At 64.7% G+C, this 16498-nt stretch carries 12 protein-coding genes; all 12 read right to left on the reverse strand.

Translation table 11 applies throughout. The features are described from left to right. Position 1 precedes the first annotated feature (1 nt). Complete coding sequence (locus ACFPU0_RS21930) at positions 2 to 1630, reverse strand: CTP synthase (protein WP_377695395.1); 1629 nt, start codon at positions 1628 to 1630, stop codon at positions 2 to 4. A gap of 172 nt (positions 1631 to 1802) precedes the next feature. Further along, on the reverse strand, positions 1803 to 3119 hold the full coding sequence (tilS, locus tag ACFPU0_RS21935) for a tRNA lysidine(34) synthetase TilS (RefSeq protein ID WP_377695397.1): 1317 nt from the start codon (positions 3117 to 3119) through the stop codon (positions 1803 to 1805). Positions 3120 to 3191: 72 nt separating this feature from the next. Further along, positions 3192 to 4142 carry an acetyl-CoA carboxylase carboxyl transferase subunit alpha gene (gene accA, locus ACFPU0_RS21940; RefSeq protein WP_377695398.1) on the reverse strand — a complete coding sequence of 317 codons (951 nt, stop codon included), beginning with the start codon at positions 4140 to 4142 and terminating at the stop codon, positions 3192 to 3194. A 127-nt stretch (positions 4143 to 4269) separates the two neighbouring features. Beyond that, positions 4270 to 7794 carry a DNA polymerase III subunit alpha gene (dnaE, locus tag ACFPU0_RS21945; RefSeq protein ID WP_377695399.1) on the reverse strand — a complete coding sequence of 1175 codons (3525 nt, stop codon included), beginning with the start codon at positions 7792 to 7794 and terminating at the stop codon, positions 4270 to 4272. A 277-nt stretch (positions 7795 to 8071) separates the two neighbouring features. After that, positions 8072 to 8686 carry a ribonuclease HII gene (gene rnhB / locus ACFPU0_RS21950; RefSeq protein WP_377695400.1) on the reverse strand — a complete coding sequence of 205 codons (615 nt, stop codon included), beginning with the start codon at positions 8684 to 8686 and terminating at the stop codon, positions 8072 to 8074. After that, entirely contained in the window at positions 8686 to 9819 is a 1134-nt protein-coding gene (gene lpxB / locus ACFPU0_RS21955) for a lipid-A-disaccharide synthase (protein WP_377695401.1), read from the reverse strand. Before lpxB ends, rnhB begins: the two co-directional genes overlap by 1 nt. Positions 9820 to 9823: 4 nt before the next feature. Then, positions 9824 to 10600, reverse strand: coding sequence for an acyl-ACP--UDP-N-acetylglucosamine O-acyltransferase (gene lpxA, locus ACFPU0_RS21960; RefSeq protein ID WP_377695402.1), 777 nt, complete (start codon positions 10598 to 10600; stop codon positions 9824 to 9826). Then, complete coding sequence (fabZ, locus tag ACFPU0_RS21965; protein ID WP_377695403.1) at positions 10597 to 11037, reverse strand: 3-hydroxyacyl-ACP dehydratase FabZ; 441 nt, start codon at positions 11035 to 11037, stop codon at positions 10597 to 10599. Before fabZ ends, lpxA begins: the two co-directional genes overlap by 4 nt. A gap of 48 nt (positions 11038 to 11085) precedes the next feature. Beyond that, the gene (gene lpxD / locus ACFPU0_RS21970) at positions 11086 to 12144 is read right to left on the reverse strand and encodes a UDP-3-O-(3-hydroxymyristoyl)glucosamine N-acyltransferase (RefSeq protein ID WP_377695488.1); all 1059 of its coding nucleotides are present in this window, start codon (positions 12142 to 12144) and stop codon (positions 11086 to 11088) included. Between the two features lie 2 nt (positions 12145 to 12146). Continuing rightward, positions 12147 to 12650 carry an OmpH family outer membrane protein gene (locus tag ACFPU0_RS21975; RefSeq protein ID WP_377695404.1) on the reverse strand — a complete coding sequence of 168 codons (504 nt, stop codon included), beginning with the start codon at positions 12648 to 12650 and terminating at the stop codon, positions 12147 to 12149. A 42-nt stretch (positions 12651 to 12692) separates the two neighbouring features. Further along, positions 12693 to 15056, reverse strand: coding sequence for an outer membrane protein assembly factor BamA (gene bamA / locus ACFPU0_RS21980; RefSeq protein ID WP_377695405.1), 2364 nt, complete (start codon positions 15054 to 15056; stop codon positions 12693 to 12695). A 74-nt stretch (positions 15057 to 15130) separates the two neighbouring features. Beyond that, positions 15131 to 16483 (reverse strand): sigma E protease regulator RseP, encoded by a 1353-nt coding sequence (rseP, locus tag ACFPU0_RS21985; RefSeq protein ID WP_377695406.1) that lies wholly within the window; start codon positions 16481 to 16483, stop codon positions 15131 to 15133. Positions 16484 to 16498 lie beyond the last annotated feature (15 nt).

Raw genomic sequence — 16498 nt, forward strand, 5'->3', positions numbered from 1 at the left:
GTCAGGCCTTCCCGGCGAATTTCAGGGCGGCGGTGACGAAGCCGCTGAACAGCGGGTGGCCGTCACGCGGAGTGGAGGTGAACTCCGGGTGGAACTGGCAGGCGACGAACCAGGGATGCTCCGGTGCCTCAACCACTTCAACCAGGGCGCCGTCGCCGGAGCGGCCGGTGACCTTCAGGCCGGCTTCCTGCAGCTGCGGCAGCAGGTTGTTGTTCACTTCGTAGCGATGACGGTGACGCTCGACGATCTCATCCTTGCCGTAGCAGGCGCGGACCTGGGAACCGGCTTCGAGCTGGCACGCCTGGGCACCCAGGCGCATGGTGCCGCCCAGGTCGGAAGCTTCGGTACGGATTTCGGTAGCGCCGGTGGCGTCCTGCCACTCGGTGATCAGGCCCACGACCGGGTGGCCGCTGGACTTGTCGAATTCGGTGGAGTTGGCGTCGGACCAGCCCAGTACGTTACGGGCGTACTCGATCACCGCCACCTGCATGCCGAGGCAGATACCGAGGTAAGGGATCTTGTTCTCGCGGGCATAGCGCACGGTGGTGATCTTGCCTTCCACGCCGCGCAGGCCGAAGCCGCCGGGAACCAGGATGGCGTCGACGCCTTCCAGCAGGCCGGTGCCCTGGGTCTCGATGTCTTCGGAGTCGATGTAGCGCAGGTTGACCTTGGTGCGGTTCTGGATGCCGGCGTGGCTCATCGCTTCGATCAGCGACTTGTAGGCGTCCAGCAGCTCCATGTACTTGCCGACCATGGCGATGGTGACTTCCTTTTCCGGGTTCAGCTTGGCATCCACCACGCGGTCCCATTCGGAGAGGTCGGCACCGTTGCACTGCAGGCCGAAGCGCTCGACGACGAAGTCGTCCAGGCCCTGGGCATGCAGCACGGAGGGAATCCTGTAGATGGTGTCGACGTCCTGCAGGGCGATGACCGCGCGCTCTTCCACGTTGGTGAAGAGGGCGATCTTGCGGCGCGAGGACAGGTCGACTTCGTGGTCGGAACGGCAGATCAGCACGTCGGGCTGCAGGCCGATGGAGCGCAGTTCCTTCACCGAGTGCTGGGTCGGCTTGGTCTTGGTCTCGCCGGCGGTGGCGATGTAGGGGACCAGGGTCAGGTGCATCAGCATGGCGCGCTTGGCGCCCACTTCCACGCGCAGCTGGCGGATGGCTTCGAGGAAAGGCTGGGACTCGATGTCGCCGACGGTGCCGCCGATTTCCACCAGGGCCACGTCCGCGCCGGCAGCGCCCTTGATGATGCGGTGCTTGATCTCGTCGGTGATGTGCGGGATCACCTGGATGGTCGCGCCCAGGTAGTCACCACGGCGCTCCTTGCGCAGCACGTCGGCATAGACGCGGCCGGTGGTGAAGTTGTTGTTCTGGGTCATGGTGGTGCGCACGAAGCGCTCGTAGTGGCCCAGGTCGAGGTCGGTCTCGGCGCCGTCCTCGGTCACGAAGACTTCACCGTGCTGGAAGGGACTCATGGTGCCCGGATCGACGTTGATGTACGGATCGAGCTTGAGCATGGTGACCTTCAGTCCCCGCGCTTCCAGAATGGCGGCCAAGGATGCCGAGGCGATGCCTTTCCCCAAAGAAGAAACAACACCGCCCGTGACGAAGATGTAGCGCGTCATGAAAAACCCTAGAAGTCTGCGTTTAGGCGGAAAGCCGCCGGGGAAAGCGATGAAGGGCAAAGGCCTTCAACCATGGAGCGCCAATGGGCGCTGCTTCAAAAGCAACAACCGCCGATTCCGAAGGAATCAGCGGAAGCTATGTAAGACGGGAGCGTAGTCTACCGGAAAGACCCTACCAGCTCAAACCTTGGTCATTCGTCGGTGGCGTCCAGCGCAGCTGCCAGCCGCCCCGCCGCGAGCCGTCGAGGTCAGGCAGATTGGCAACGCCGAGCAGCTCCCCATCCGCCATCAGCAGCGGCAATCGGCCACGGACGAAGGCCGGCAGCCGCGACTCGTTGAGCAGGCGCTTGAGGTCGCGACGTCCCCGCCCCGGTAGCTGCAACACTTCCCCGCCCTGCCGATAGCGCACTTCCAGCCTGCCGGCGGGAGGCGTGCCGAGCAGTTCGACCCGGCCATTGCCGGGCAACTCCAGCGGCCGGCCCGGATCGATCCAGTCCAGGCCCGACAGCGGCGAGGCGAGCCACTCCCCCGCAAGCCACCACAACCGCCCGTCGGCGCGATGCAGCTCCCCCGTCGCCAGGCGCCAGACCGGCCTGGCGTCAGCGGCCGCATCCCTCAGGTCCGCCCAGCCGGCCCAGTGGTCGCTGTCCGGCAACGGCGTCAACGGCGCCAGCCAGTGGCGCAAGGCATTGCGCTGCCGGGCGGGCGTCAGTGCCGCCAGCGACTGCAGATCGAGGGACGGCAACGGCAGCCAGGGGAAGTCGCAATTGCCCTTGGCGTCCTGGAGATCGGTCCTGGCCAACTCGCCCAGCAGGGCCTCGGCCTCGCTCATATGCGCGGCGCTGCGCGCGAGGTTTTCCACCACGCCCGGCCAGCGGCTCCGCAAGGCCGGAAGGATGTCGTGGCGGAGGAAGTTGCGGGCAAGGTTCGTATCCGCGTTGCTCGGGTCCTCCACCCAGCGGAGGCCCTCGGCGTGGGCATAGGCTTCCAGCTCGGCGCGGGACACTCGCAACAGCGGCCGCACCAGCGTCCCCCGCCCCAACGGCCGGCATTCCGGCATGCCTGCAAGGCCGCGCACCCCCGCCCCTCGCAACAGGCGGAACAACAGGGTCTCGGCCTGGTCATCCCGATGCTGGGCGCTGAACAGTACCTCTCCCCCCCCCAACTCGCCGACGAACGCTGCGTAGCGGGCATCCCGCGCGGCACGCTCCAGGCTGGGCCCGTTGTCCACGTTCACCCGCAGGACGCTGAGCGGCACGCCAAGCGTTTCACAGACTCGCCGGCAATGCGCAGGCCAGGCGTCGGCCGCAGCCTGCAGGCCGTGGTGGACATGGATGGCGGAAAGCGGCGGCAAGGCTTCGCACTGGGCAAGGCGCACCAACAAGTGCAGGAGCACTGTGGAATCGAGCCCGCCGGAAAAAGCGACGCGCCAAGCCGGCGCCTGGCGCCAAGGGGCCAGGGCGGACAGCAGGCGGGATTCGAGGGACATTGGGCGGCCCGGAAACGAAATCGGGTCCCAAGCATAAAGCCGGGACCCGATCTTTACAGCCCTGGGCCCGGATCAGGCTACGCCGTAGCTCATCAGGCGCTCGTAGCGACGCGCCAGCAGATCGTCGGTGCCGAGCTTCTGCAGGCTCTTCAGCTGCTCGGACAGCTCCTTGCGGATGGACTCGGCAGCGGTGGCCGGGTCGCGGTGGGCACCGCCCAGGGGTTCGGCGATCACCTTGTCGACGATACCCAGGCCCTTCAGGCGCTCGGCGGTGATGCCCATGGCCTCGGCCGCATCCGGCGCCTTCTCGGCGGTTTTCCACAGGATGGAGGCGCAGCCTTCCGGCGAGATCACCGAGTAGGTGGAATACTGCAGCATGTTCAGGCGGTCGCAGACGCCGATGGCCAGCGCGCCGCCGGAACCGCCTTCGCCGATCACGGTGGCGATGATCGGGGTCTTCAGGCGTGCCATCACGCGCAGGTTCCAGGCGATGGCTTCGCTCTGGCCACGCTCCTCGGCATCGATGCCCGGGTAAGCGCCGGGGGTGTCGATGAAGGTCAGGATCGGCATCTTGAAGCGCTCGGCCATCTCCATCAGGCGGCAGGCCTTGCGATAGCCCTCGGGGCGCGGCATGCCGAAGTTGCGGCGGACCTTCTCGCGTACCTCACGGCCCTTCTGGTGGCCGATGACCATGACCGGGGCATCGTTCAGACGGGCGACACCGCCGACGATGGCGGCATCGTCGGAGAAGTGGCGGTCGCCATGCAGTTCGTCGAACTCGGTGAAGATGTGCTCGATGTAGTCGAGGGTGTAGGGACGGCGCGGGTGCCGCGCCAGCTGGGCGATCTGCCAGCTGGAGAGGTTGCCGAAGATGCTCTCGGTCAGCGCGCTGCTCTTGTCCTGCAGACGCGAGATCTCGTCGGTGATGTTCAGGGCGTTGTCGTTACCGACCAGACGCAGCTCCTCGATCTTGGCTTGCAGATCGGCGATGGGCTGTTCGAAATCCAGAAAGTTCGGGTTCATAGGCTTCCGTCGTGCGCTTGGGGCCAGGCGGCTGGTTCCATTTGGCGCCCTACCTTAAGGGATCGGGCGCGTTCGGGTCGAGATCAAATCGAAATCGGGCCGAGGCGGGCGTGTTGCCACGTTCGCATCAGCGGTAGTGCAGAAAGACGTTGTCGCGGCCGAACTGGTCACGCAATGCCTGAATCAATGCATCGGCCGGGGCGATTCGCCAGTCATCGCCGAACTGCAGCAATGCCTTGGCGTCACTGCCGCTGTAGTCCAGGGTCAGCGGGCAAGAGCCGCGATGGCGGCCGCAGAGCTCGGCGAGCCAGCGCAGCCGATCGCCCTGCAGAGCGCTGAAGTCCACCTTCATGCGCAGGCTTTCCGCCAGGCCGGTACGGGCCTCTTCCAGGCTCAGCACCCGCTTGGCGCGCAGGCGCAGGCCGCCGGAGAAGTCGTCGTGGCTGACCTCGCCTTCCACCACCACCAGGGCGTCGGTCTGCAGCAGGCCGCTGGCGGCGTTGAAGGCATCGGCGAAGAGCGAGGCCTCGATGCGCCCGGAGCGGTCGTCGAGGGTGATGAAGCCCATCTTGTCGCCCTTCTTGTTCTTCATCACCCGCAGGTTGACGATCAGGCCGGCGATGATCTGGGTATCCCGCGCCGGCTTGAGCTCGACGATGCGCTGGCGGGCGAAGCGGCGGATCTCACCTTCGTATTCGTCTATGGGATGGCCGGTCAGGTACAGCCCCAGGGTGTCCTTCTCGCCCTTCAGGCGCTCCTTGAGGGAGAGTTCCTTGGCGTTGCGGTGGTTGGCGTACATGTCCGCCTCGGGCTCGGCGAACAGGCCGCCGAAGAGGTCCATGTGGCCGCTGTCATGGCTGCGTGCGGTCTGTTCGGCGGCCTGGATGGCTTCCTCCATGGCCGCCAGCAGCACCGCGCGGTTGCGATCGACGCCGGCCTGGTAGGCCTTGGGCTCGTTGCTGAAAAACGGCCCCAGGCGATCCAGGGCGCCGCCGCGGATCAGCGCTTCCAGGGTGCGCTTGTTGATGCGCTTGAGGTCGACGCGGTTGCAGAAGTCGAACAGGTCCTTGAAGGGCCCGCCCTCGGCACGGCATTCGGTGATGGCTTCCACCGGTCCCTCACCGACGCCCTTGATCGCGCCCAGGCCGTAGACGATCTGGCCGTCGTTATCAACGGTGAAGCGGTACTCGGAGTTGTTCACATCCGGTGCGACGATGCGCAGCTTCATGTGCCGGCATTCTTCGATCAGCGTCACCACCTTGTCGGTGTTGTGCATATCCGCGGTGAGTACCGCAGCCATGAAGGGTGCCGGGAAGTGCGCCTTGAGCCAGGCGGTCTGGTAGGAGACCCAGCCGTAGGCGGCCGAGTGGGACTTGTTGAAGCCGTAGCCGGCGAACTTTTCCACCAGGTCGAAGATGTTGCCCGACAGTTCGGGATCGATGCCGTTGGCGGAGCAGCCTTCGATGAAGCCACCGCGCTGCTTGGCCATCTCCTCGGGCTTCTTCTTGCCCATGGCGCGGCGCAGCATGTCCGCGCCGCCGAGGGTGTAACCCGCCATCACCTGGGCGATCTGCATCACCTGTTCCTGGTACAGGATGATGCCGTAGGTGGGCTTGAGCACCGGCTCCAGGCCGGCGTACTGGTAGTCCGGGTGCGGGTAGGACAGCTCGGCGCGACCGTGCTTGCGGTTGATGAAGTCGTCCACCATGCCCGACTGCAGCGGGCCCGGACGGAACAGCGCCACGAGGGCGATCATGTCCTCCAGGCAGTCCGGCTTGAGCTTCTTGATCAGCTCCTTCATGCCGCGCGATTCGAGCTGGAAGACCGCGGTGGTCTCCGCCTTCTGCAGCATGTCGTAGGTTTTCTTGTCGTCCAGCGGGATGCGGTCGATATCTACCGGCGGCAGGCCCTTCTTCTCCTGCTCGCGATTGATCATCTCCATGGCCCACTTGATGATCGTCAGGGTGCGCAGGCCGAGGAAGTCGAACTTCACCAGGCCGGCGGCTTCCACGTCGTCCTTGTCGTACTGGGTCACCAGGCCGGCACCTTCCTCATCACAGGCGATGGGGGCGAAGTCGGTGAGCTTGGTGGGGGCGATCACCACGCCACCGGCGTGCTTGCCGGTACCGCGGGTGATGCCTTCCAGCTTCAGCGCCATGTCCCAGATTTCCTGGGCTTCCTCGTCGGCCTTGAGGAAGTCGCGCAGTACCTCTTCCTGGTTGTAGGCGGCCTCGAGGGTCATGCCCACTTCGAAGGGGATCATCTTCGACAGGCGGTCGGCCAGGCCGTAGGACTTGCCCTGTACCCGCGCCACGTCGCGCACCACCGCCTTGGCCGCCATGGAACCGAAGGTGATGATCTGGCTCACCGCGTTGCGGCCGTATTTGTCGGCCACGTAGTCGATCACCCGGTCGCGGCCGTCCATGCAGAAGTCCACGTCGAAGTCGGGCATGGAGACCCGCTCGGGGTTGAGGAAGCGCTCGAACAGCAGGTCGTAGGCCAGCGGATCGAGGTCGGTGATCTTCAGCACGTAGGCGACCAGCGAGCCGGCACCCGAACCCCGGCCCGGGCCCACCGGCACGCCGTTGTTCTTCGCCCACTGGATGAAGTCGGCAACGATCAGGAAGTAGCCGGGGAAGCCCATCTGGATGATGGTGCCCAGCTCGAATTCCAGGCGGTCGATATAGAGCTGGCGCTTCTCTTCGTAGTCGGGAGTGGTGTCCTTCGGCCAGAGCACCGCCAGGCGTTCTTCCAGGCCTTCGTAGGAGGCATGGCGCAGGTAGTCGTCGATACCCATGCCGTTGGGCGTGGGGAAATCGGGCAGGAAGTGCTTGCCCAGCTGGACCTCGATGTTGCAGCGCTTGGCGATCTCGACGGTGTTCTCCAGCGCCTCGGGAATGTCGGCGAACAGCTCGGCCATTTCCTCGGGAGACTTGAGGTACTGCTGGTCGGAAAAGTTGCGCGGCCGGCGCGGGTCGTCGAGGACGCGCCCCTCACCGATGCAGACTCGGGTCTCGTGGGCCTCGAAGTCGTCCGGCTTGATGAAGCGCACGTCGTTGGTCGCCACCAGCGGCGCACCACAGCGGCCAGCCAGGGCGACGGCGGCGTGCACATGTTCTTCGTCGTTGACCCGCGCGGTACGCTGCAGCTCCAGGTAGAAGCGGTCGGGGAACACGGCCTGCCACTCGGCCAGCAGCGCCTCGGCACTGGCCTGATCGCCGTTCAGCAGGGCCATGCCGATCTCCCCTTCCTTGGCACCGGACAGGGCGATCAGACCTTCGGCAGCCTCCTTCACCCAGTCACGCTGGATGATCACCAGGCCGTTGCTCTGGCCATCGGACCAGCCACGGGAAACCAGTTCGGTGAGATTGCGATAGCCCTTGGCATTCATCACCAGCAGGGTCATGCGGCTCAGGGGGCCGTCTTCGTCCCGACTGGCCAGCCAGATGTCCGCGCCACAGATAGGCTTGATACCGCCGCCCATGGCGGTCTTGTAGAACTTCACCAGGGAGCACATGTTGCTCTGGTCGGTGATCGCCACCGCCGGCATGCCCGCCCCCGCCACGGCCTTGACCAGCGGCTTGACCCGCACCAGGCCGTCGACCAGGGAATACTCGGAGTGCAGACGCAGATGGACGAAGGAAGCGGTCATGGACGGGCCTTGCTGGAGAAAACGACGGGTCGCGGATTGTAGCAGCAACCGGAGGCTGGAGGCTGGAGGCTGGAGGCTGGAGGCTGGAGGCTGGAGGCTGGAGGCTGGAGGCTGGAGGCTGGAGGCTGGACAGCCTTCGCTCGGCACGGCGCCATGTCAAGTTCGTAGGATGGGTTGAGGCACGAAACCCATGCGGACCATGGCTGATGGGTTTCGCAAGCTCTACCCATCCTTGGTCTACGGACCACATCGAGCTTTTTCGTTCAGCCTTCAGCCTTCAGCGCTTTTCTCCGCCTTCGGCTTCGAGCAGGGCGCGCACCGGACCGAAGGAGCGACGGTGGATCGGCGTCGGTCCCAGGCGGCGCAGGGCTTCGAGGTGGACGGCGGTGGGGTAGCCCTTGTGGCCGGCAATGCCGTAGCCGGGATAGAGAGCATCGAGTTCGACCATCTCCCGGTCGCGGCTGACCTTGGCCAGGATGGACGCTGCAGCGATGGCCGGCACCTGGCTGTCGCCCTTGACCACGGGAGCGCAGGGCACCTTGAGTTTCGGGCAGCGGTTGCCATCGATCAGTGCCAGCTTCGGCGTCACACTGAGTCCTTCGACGGCACGCTGCATGGCCAGCATGGTGGCATGCAGGATGTTCAGCTGATCGATCTCCTCCACCTCGGCGCGGGCGATGCACCAGGCCAGGGCCTTTTCACGGATCTCGTCGAACAACGCATCACGCCGCGCTTCGGAGAGCTTCTTCGAGTCATTCAGGCCAAGGATGGGGCGGGCCGGGTCGAGGATTACCGCGGCGGTGACCACCGCGCCACAAAGCGGGCCGCGGCCGACTTCGTCGACGCCGGCCACCAGTTGTTCCACCAGGCTGAAATCCAGTCCGAGTTGCATCAGGGGGCTCCGATCAGGTTCAGGATGGCGTCAGCCGCCTGGCGCGACGCATCCTGGCGCAGGGCGCGATGGATGACGTCGAATCCGTGGGTCTGCACCTCGCCGTCGTCCAGCAGCGGCACCACGGCCTGGGCGAGGGCATCGGCGGTGGCGGCGTCCTGCAGCAACTCGGGCACCAGCAGGCGCTGGGCCAGGAGATTGGGCAGGGACACGTAGGGGCTCTTCACCAGACGCTTGAGAATTCGGTAAGTGAGCGGCGCCACCTTGTAGGCCACGACCATGGGGCGCTTGTAGAGCAGCGCTTCCAGCGTGGCGGTACCGGAGGCGATCAGCACCGCGTCGCAGGCGGCGAGGGCCTCGTGGGAACGCCCATCGAGCAGTCTCAGCGACAGATCACGCCCCGCCAGCATGGCTTCCAGCTGCACCCTCCGCTCGGGACTGGCACAAGGCAGCACGAACTGGATGCCCGGGCGGACCGAACGCATGCGTTCGGCGGCGTCGAGGAACAGGGCACCGAGCTTGCCGACCTCGCCCCCCCGGCTACCCGGCAGCAGGGCCACTACCGGTACGTTGTCCGGCAGATCCAGTGCCGCGCGCGCAGCCGCGCGATCGGCCTCGAGCGGGATGGCATCGGCAAGCGGATGGCCGACGAAGCGGACCGCAACTCCATGCTCTTCGTAGAAGCGCGCCTCGAAGGGGAAGAGCGTGAGCATCAGGTCGCAGCCTTCGCGGATCTTCAGCACCCGCTTCTGCCGCCAGGCCCAGACCGAGGGACTGACGTAGTGCACGGTCTTGATCCCGGCACGGCGCAGCTTGAGTTCGACGCCCAGGTTGAAGTCGGGCGCATCGATGCCGATGAAAACGTCGGGACGCTCGTCGATGAGGGACTGGATCAGCCGTTTGCGCCGACGCAGCAGCTCGGGGAGACGCCCCAGCACTTCCACCAGCCCCATGACCGCCAGGCGCTCCATGGGAAAATAGGATTCCAGGCCCTCTGCCTGCATACGCGGACCGCCAACACCAATGAAACGGGCATCGGGGTGGCGCGCCTTGAGCGCCTGCATCAGGGTGGAACCGAGGATGTCGCCGGACGCCTCGCCGGCAACCAGCGCGATGCGCAAGGGACGATTCATGGGTTCAGCGGGTTATGCCACGGGTCGAGGACTGGATGGAATCGCGGAACACGGCGACTTCCGGGAACTGGGCGGAAGCTTCGGCCAGCTCGGCCAGCGCCTGCTCCACGGTCAGCCCCTGGCGGTACACCACTTTGTAGGCGCGGCGCAGGGCGGCGATGGCATCGGCACTGAATCCACGGCGGCGCATGCCCTCGAAGTTCATGCTGCGCGCCTCGGCCGGATTGCCGAAAACAGTGACGTAGGCCGGCACGTCCTTGCCGATGGCGGTGCCCATGCCGGAGAAGCTGTGTGCACCGATGCGGCAGAACTGGTGCACCAGGGTGTAGCCGGACAGGATCGCCCAATCGTCGACGTGCACGTGGCCGGCCAGTGCGGTGTTGTTCACCAGGATGCAATGATTGGCGATCACGCTGTCATGACCGATATGCACATAGGCCATCAGCAGGTTGTGGTCGCCGATGGTGGTCTCGGACCTGTCCTGGACCGTACCGCGGTGGATGGTCACGCCCTCGCGGATCACATTGTGGTCGCCGATCACCAGGCGGGTGGGTTCACCCTTGTACTTCAGGTCGGGCGTATCCTCGCCGACCGAAGAGAACTGGTAGATACGGTTGTGCTTGCCAATGCGGGTCGGTCCCTTGACCACCACATGAGGTCCGACCACCGTCCCCTCGCCGATTTCCACATCGGGTCCAATGATCGACCAGGGGCCGACCTGAACGCCATCCGCCAGCTTCGCCGACGGATCGATAATGGCGCGAGGGTCAATCAAACTCATAGTTTGCGTTCCGCACAGATGATCTCGGCCGAGCAGACTTCCTTGCCATCGACGGTGGCCTGGCAGTCGAACTTCCAGATGCCGCGTTTGACGCTGATGAACTGCGCATTGAGGATCAACTGGTCGCCCGGCAGCACCGGCTGGCGGAAGCGCAGCTTGTCGGAACCCACGAAGTAGTAGAGGGTGCCGTCAGCGGGTTTGACGTCGAGCATCTTGAAACCGAGGATGCCGGCCGCCTGGGCCATGGCCTCGATGATCAGCACGCCCGGCATGATCGGATGCTGCGGGAAATGGCCGTTGAAGAATGGCTCGTTGATGCTGACATTCTTGTAGGCGCGAATGCGCTTGCCTTCAACATCCAGCTCCACCACCCGATCCACCAGGAGGAAGGGGTAGCGGTGCGGCAGATATTCGCGAATCTCGTTGATGTCCATCATGTTCCTGGAGCCTTCTGAAAGGATTGGGGATGCACGGCGCAGCGTGGATCACGCATCTGATGAAGCATCCCCGCCCGGGGTCACTGCCGCCAGGCGTTTTTCCAGCTGCTGCAGACGACGCGCCATGTCGTCCAGCTGGCGGATCCGGGCAGCGCTCTTCTTCCATTCCGCGGCGGTCTGCATCGCGGTACCGGAAGAATAGGCGCCCGGTTCGGTGATATTGCGCGTCACCATGGTCATGCCGGTGACGAACACGTTGTCGCACACTTCGATATGGCCGACCATGCCCACGCCGCCGGCGATCATGCAGTTACGGCCGATCCTGGTGCTGCCGGAGATCCCGACGCAGCCGGCCATGGCGGTGTTGTCACCGACCTGCACGTTGTGGGCGATCATGATCTGGTTATCCAGCTTCACGCCGTTGCCGATCAGGGTGTCGGACAGGGCGCCGCGGTCGATGGTGGTGTTGGCCCCCACTTCCACGTCATCGCCCAGGGTGACACCGCCGATCTGCGCGATCTTCTGCCACACGCCCTTCTCATTGGCGAAGCCGAAGCCCTCGCCACCGATGACGGCACCGGACTGGATCACCACCCGCTTGCCGATCTTCACGTCGTGATAGAGGGTCACGCGGGGCGCCAGCCAGCCGCCCTCGCCTATCGAGGTTCGGGCACCGACCACGCAATGGGCCCCCAGGGTCACGCCGGCGCCGATCTGCGCGCCGGACTCGATCACCACATAGGCACCGACGCTGGCGCTCGGATCGACCTTGGCGTCGGCCGCCACCACGGCAGTCGGGTGGATGCCGGGCTCGGCCTTGGGCTTGAGATCGAACAGATGGGAGAGTTCGGCGTAGGCCAGGTAGGGGTTGGCCACCACCAGCGCATCGCCGGCGTAGCCTTCGGCATCGGCCGCGGTCAGCAGTACGGCGGCCGCCTTGGTGTCGACGAGGTACTTGCGGTATTGCGGATTGGCCAGGAAGCTGAGATGGCCGGGACCGGCCTCCTGCAGGGTGGCCAGACCACTGATCGCCTTGTCCTCGGAGCCACGTACGGTGGCGCCGAGGCGTTCGGCCAGTTGGCCGAGGGTGAAGACCGGGGCTGTCATCATCAGCGCTGCTGGTTCATGCGCTCGATGACCTGACGGGTGATGTCGTACTGCGGCTTGACGTCGACCACCGCACCACGCTCCAGCACCAGGTCATAGCTGCCTTTCTTCAGGACTTCCTCGACCGCCTTGTCCAGCTTCGGCTTGAGCTGCTTGAGCATGTCGCGGTCGGCGACGGCCTTGGCTTCGTTCAGCTCCTTGGACTGGAACTGGAAGTCACGGGCCTTCTGCTTGAATTCGAGTTCCAGGCGCTCACGCTCGGCCTGCTGCATCTTCTCGCCATCCTTCACCAGGCGGTCCTGGATGCGCTTGGCGTCGCTTTCCAGGGTCTTCAGCTTGTTCAGCTGGGGGCCGAACTTCTTCTCGGCGTCGACGGCGTATTTCTTGGCGGCGTCGGATTCCAGCAGCGCCATCTGGTAGTTCAGTACAGCGATCTTCATTTCGGCGAAGGCCGGTGTCGCCATCAAGGCAGCGGCAACCAGAACGAATTGAGTCAACTTACGCACGATGCAACTCCTGCAACAAATACTGTTGTCTTGATGAAACACTTAGAAAGTCTGGCCCAGGGAGAACTGGAACACCTGGGTATCCGCATTGTCCGGCTTCTTGACCGGCATGCCCAGACTGAAGCTCAACGGACCCAGTGCGGTGATCCAGGTCAGGCCAACACCCACGGAACTGGCCAGCTCGCCCGCGTTGATGCTGCTGCAGTTGGTCGCGGTGGACGAGCAGCTGGTGTCGAATACGTTACCCACGTCCCAGAACAGCACGGTGCGGAGTTGACGCTGGTCCTTGACGAAGGGCAGCGGGAACAGGAGCTCGACACCGCCCTGGATCAGCACGTTGCCACCGAAGGGCAGCGGATCCTGGTCCGGGTCGGCTGCGGTGCCGGCGTTCCCGGTAACCGCCTCGCCGCGGCTCGGCGTACTGCGTGGGCCGAGGCTGCTGTCTTCGAAGCCGCGAACGGAGTTGAAGCCGCCCGCGAAGTAGTGCTCGTAGAACGGCAGCTCGGAGGTGGAGCCGTAGCTGTCGCCGTAGCCCAGTTCGGTGTGGAAACGCAGCGCGGTGCTCTGGGTCAGCGGAGTGAACAGCTGGCCGCGGTAGTCGAGCTTGTAGAACGACAGGTCGCTACCCGGGATGGTGCTTTCCAGCACCAGGCTCTGGGAATGGCCGCGGGTGGCCAGCACGCCCTTGTTCAGGGTGGATTCGGACCAGCCGACCGAGCCCTTGAAGTTCAGGTAGCTATCGCCTTCCTGCTTGATGAAGTCGAAGATCTCGTCGACGGTATAGATGCCGGTGTTGATTTCGTCCTGCTGCACGGTCAGGCCGTAGGTCAGGCGCGAGGTCTCGCTGATCGGGTAGCCGATGCTGACGCCGGCGCCGTAGCTGTCCACCGCGTAGCTGGACACGTCGACGTCGAGGTCGTCGTAGTCGGTACTGCGGTAGAAGGCGTTGTAGCCCAGGCTCACGCCATCCGGAGTCCAGTAGGGGTCGACGAAGCCGAAGTTGTAGCGGGTCTGGTACTCGGAACGGGTCAGGCCGATGCTGACCTTGTTACCGGTACCGAGGAAGTTGTTCTGGCTGATGGAGCCGCCGAGGATCAGGCCGGCGCTCTGGGCGAAGCCGACGCTGGCGGTGATGGAGCCGGAGGGCTGCTCTTCCACGCTGTAGTTGACGTCCACCTGGTCGTCGGTGCCGGGCACCTGCGGGGTTTCGACGTTCACTTCCTTGAAGAAGCCGAGGCGCTCCAGGCGGGTCTTGGACTGGTCGATCAGGTAGGTCGAGGCCCAGCCGCCTTCCATCTGGCGCATTTCGCGGCGCAGCACTTCGTCTTCGGTCTTGGTGTTGCCGCGGAAGTTGATGCGATTCACGTAGGCGCGCTTGCCCGGGTCCACCACGAAGGTGATGGAAACGGTGTTGTCCTCGTCGTGGGGTTCCGGCACGCCGTTGACGTTGGCGAAGGTGTAGCCCTCGTTGCCCAGGCGGCGGGTGATCAGCTCGGAAGTCGTGGTCATCACCTTGCGCGAGAAGACCTGGCCCTTCTGCACCAGCAGCAGGGACTTCACTTCTTCTTCCGGCACCTTGAGGTCACCGGAGAGTTTCACTTCGCGGACGGTGTACTTCTCGCCCTCATCGACGTTCACGGTGATGTAGACGTGCTTCTTGTCCGGCGTGATGGATACCTGGGTGGAAGAGATATCCATGTTGATGTAGCCGCGGTCCAGGTAATAGGAACGCAGGCGCTCCAGGTCACCGGAGAGTTTCTCGCGGGCGTACTTGTCGTCGTTCTTGAAGAAGGACAGCCAGTTGCTGGTCTTCAGCTCGAACAGGTCGATCAGGTCTTCATCGGGGAAGACGGTGTTGCCGACGATGTTGATGTGCTGGATGGCCGCGACCGAGCCTTCATTGATCTTGATTTTCAGCGCCACGCGGTTGCGCGGCTGCGGAATCACTTCGGCCTCGATCTCGGCGGAGTAGCGGCCCTGGGCCACGTACTGGCGTTGCAGCTCGTTACGCACACCTTCGAGGGTGGCGCGCTGGAAGATTTCGCCTTCGGCCAGACCAGACTGCTTGAGGCCCTTGAGCAGGTCTTCGGTGCTGATGGCCTTGTTGCCTTCGATCTCGATGCTGGAAATCGACGGGCGCTCAACTACGGTGATAACCAGCACGTCGCCGTCGCGGCCGAGCTGGATGTCCTGGAAGAAACCGGTCTTGAACAGGGCGCGGGTGGCCTCGACCAGGCGGCGGTCATCCGCCATTTCGCCGACGTTGAGCGGCAGGGCGCCGAACACGCTGCCGGCGGATACCCGTTGCAGGCCGTTGACGCGGATGTCGGAGATGGTGAAGGACTCGGCGTGAACCTCGGCGATCATGAGTGCGGCAAGCACCGCAGGTAGCAGCAGGCGTTTCATGAAGTCCTTTTTTATTCCAACCGGTAATAAAGAATCTGCCGCGCAAGGCGGCAGACTCGGCATTCAGTGACTCGTTACAGACGGCTCAGATCGTTTACCAGGGCGAGCAACATGACCCCCACGACCAGACTGATACCGATCTGCACCCCCCAAGCCTGTACCCGATCCGACAACGGGCGACCCCGCGCCAGTTCGATCAGGTAGAACAGCAGGTGCCCCCCGTCCAGGACAGGGATTGGCAACAGATTGAGAACCCCCAGGCTTATGCTCAGATAGGCGAGGAAGTTAAGGAAATCCCCCACCCCGGACTGGGCCGAAGCGCCCGCCACTTTAGCAATGGTTATCGGCCCGCTCAAGTTTTTTACCGAGAGCTCACCGAGCACCATTTTCTTTAAGGAATCCAGAGTTAGCAGGCTCATGGACCATGTCCGGGCAGCCGCCTCACCCACCGCCGCGACCGGGCCGAAGCTCACTTCCCGGAGCATTTCCGCCGGCCACTCGACCGCCTTGACCCCTGCTCCGAGGTAGCCACTGCGGGCATCATCCTCTCCGCGAGCGGCCAGGGTCAGGACGACCTGACGCACCTGACCCTCGGTCTCGACGCTGAGGGTGATGCGTTCGGCCGGACGCTTGCGCACCTGATCCACCAGTTGCTGCCAGTCATCCAGGGCCTGGCCGTCAAGGGCCAACAAGCGGTCGCCGACCTTGAGGCCGGCAGCCTGGGCCGGGCCCTTCGGGTCCAGCTCGGCGATGATCGGCGCAATGGCCGGGCGCCATGGCGTGATGCCCAGGGAGCCGATGGGATCAGGCTCATCGACCCCCTTGAGCCAGGCGTTCAGGTGCAGCTCACGGGACTGTTCGGTAGTGGCCCCCTCGTCGCGCACCCCCACCAGCAGCGTGCCGCTCTCACCGAGGCGACGCACCAGCTGCAGGTTGACCTGGGACCAGCCGCTGACCGCCTCGCCATCGACCGACACAATCTCCTGCCCGGTCTCCAGGCCCGCGAGGGCGGCGATGCTGTCCGGCGCGACACTGCCGATGACCGGCCGCACCTGCTGACTGCCGAGCATGGCCAGAGCCCAGAAGAACAGCAGGGCCAGGAGGAAGTTGGCGATCGGCCCGGCGGCCACTATGGCGATGCGCTGGCCGACCGGCTTGCGATTGAAGGACTGCCCGAGCAGCTCCGCCGGAACGTCGCCCTCGCGCTCGTCGAGCATCTTCACGTAACCGCCGAGGGGAATGGCGGCCACGACGAACTCGGTACCATGGCGATCATGCCAGCGCAGCAGCGGCGTACCGAAACCCACGGAGAAACGCAGGACCTTGACCCCGCAACGGCGGGCCACCCAGAAATGGCCGAATTCGTGGAAAGTGACCAGAACCCCGAGAGCCACCAGGGTGCCGACAATCATGTATAGCGCGCTCATCGGTTTCCTCCGGGG

The sequence above is a fragment of the Pseudomonas sp. GCM10022186 genome, assembly GCF_042656385.1.
GTDB lineage: Bacteria > Pseudomonadota > Gammaproteobacteria > Pseudomonadales > Pseudomonadaceae > Metapseudomonas.

Coding starts and splice junctions, on each gene's coding strand:
- ACFPU0_RS21930 (WP_377695395.1), bottom strand. CDS start 1,630: ATGACGCGCTACATCTTCGTCACGGGCGGTGTTGTTTCTTCTTTGGGG.
- tilS (WP_377695397.1), bottom strand. CDS start 3,119: ATGTCCCTCGAATCCCGCCTGCTGTCCGCCCTGGCCCCTTGGCGCCAG.
- accA (WP_377695398.1), bottom strand. CDS start 4,142: ATGAACCCGAACTTTCTGGATTTCGAACAGCCCATCGCCGATCTGCAA.
- dnaE (WP_377695399.1), bottom strand. CDS start 7,794: ATGACCGCTTCCTTCGTCCATCTGCGTCTGCACTCCGAGTATTCCCTG.
- rnhB (WP_377695400.1), bottom strand. CDS start 8,686: ATGCAACTCGGACTGGATTTCAGCCTGGTGGAACAACTGGTGGCCGGC.
- lpxB (WP_377695401.1), bottom strand. CDS start 9,819: ATGAATCGTCCCTTGCGCATCGCGCTGGTTGCCGGCGAGGCGTCCGGC.
- lpxA (WP_377695402.1), bottom strand. CDS start 10,600: ATGAGTTTGATTGACCCTCGCGCCATTATCGATCCGTCGGCGAAGCTG.
- fabZ (WP_377695403.1), bottom strand. CDS start 11,037: ATGATGGACATCAACGAGATTCGCGAATATCTGCCGCACCGCTACCCC.
- lpxD (WP_377695488.1), bottom strand. CDS start 12,144: ATGACAGCCCCGGTCTTCACCCTCGGCCAACTGGCCGAACGCCTCGGC.
- bamA (WP_377695405.1), bottom strand. CDS start 15,056: ATGAAACGCCTGCTGCTACCTGCGGTGCTTGCCGCACTCATGATCGCC.
- rseP (WP_377695406.1), bottom strand. CDS start 16,483: ATGAGCGCGCTATACATGATTGTCGGCACCCTGGTGGCTCTCGGGGTT.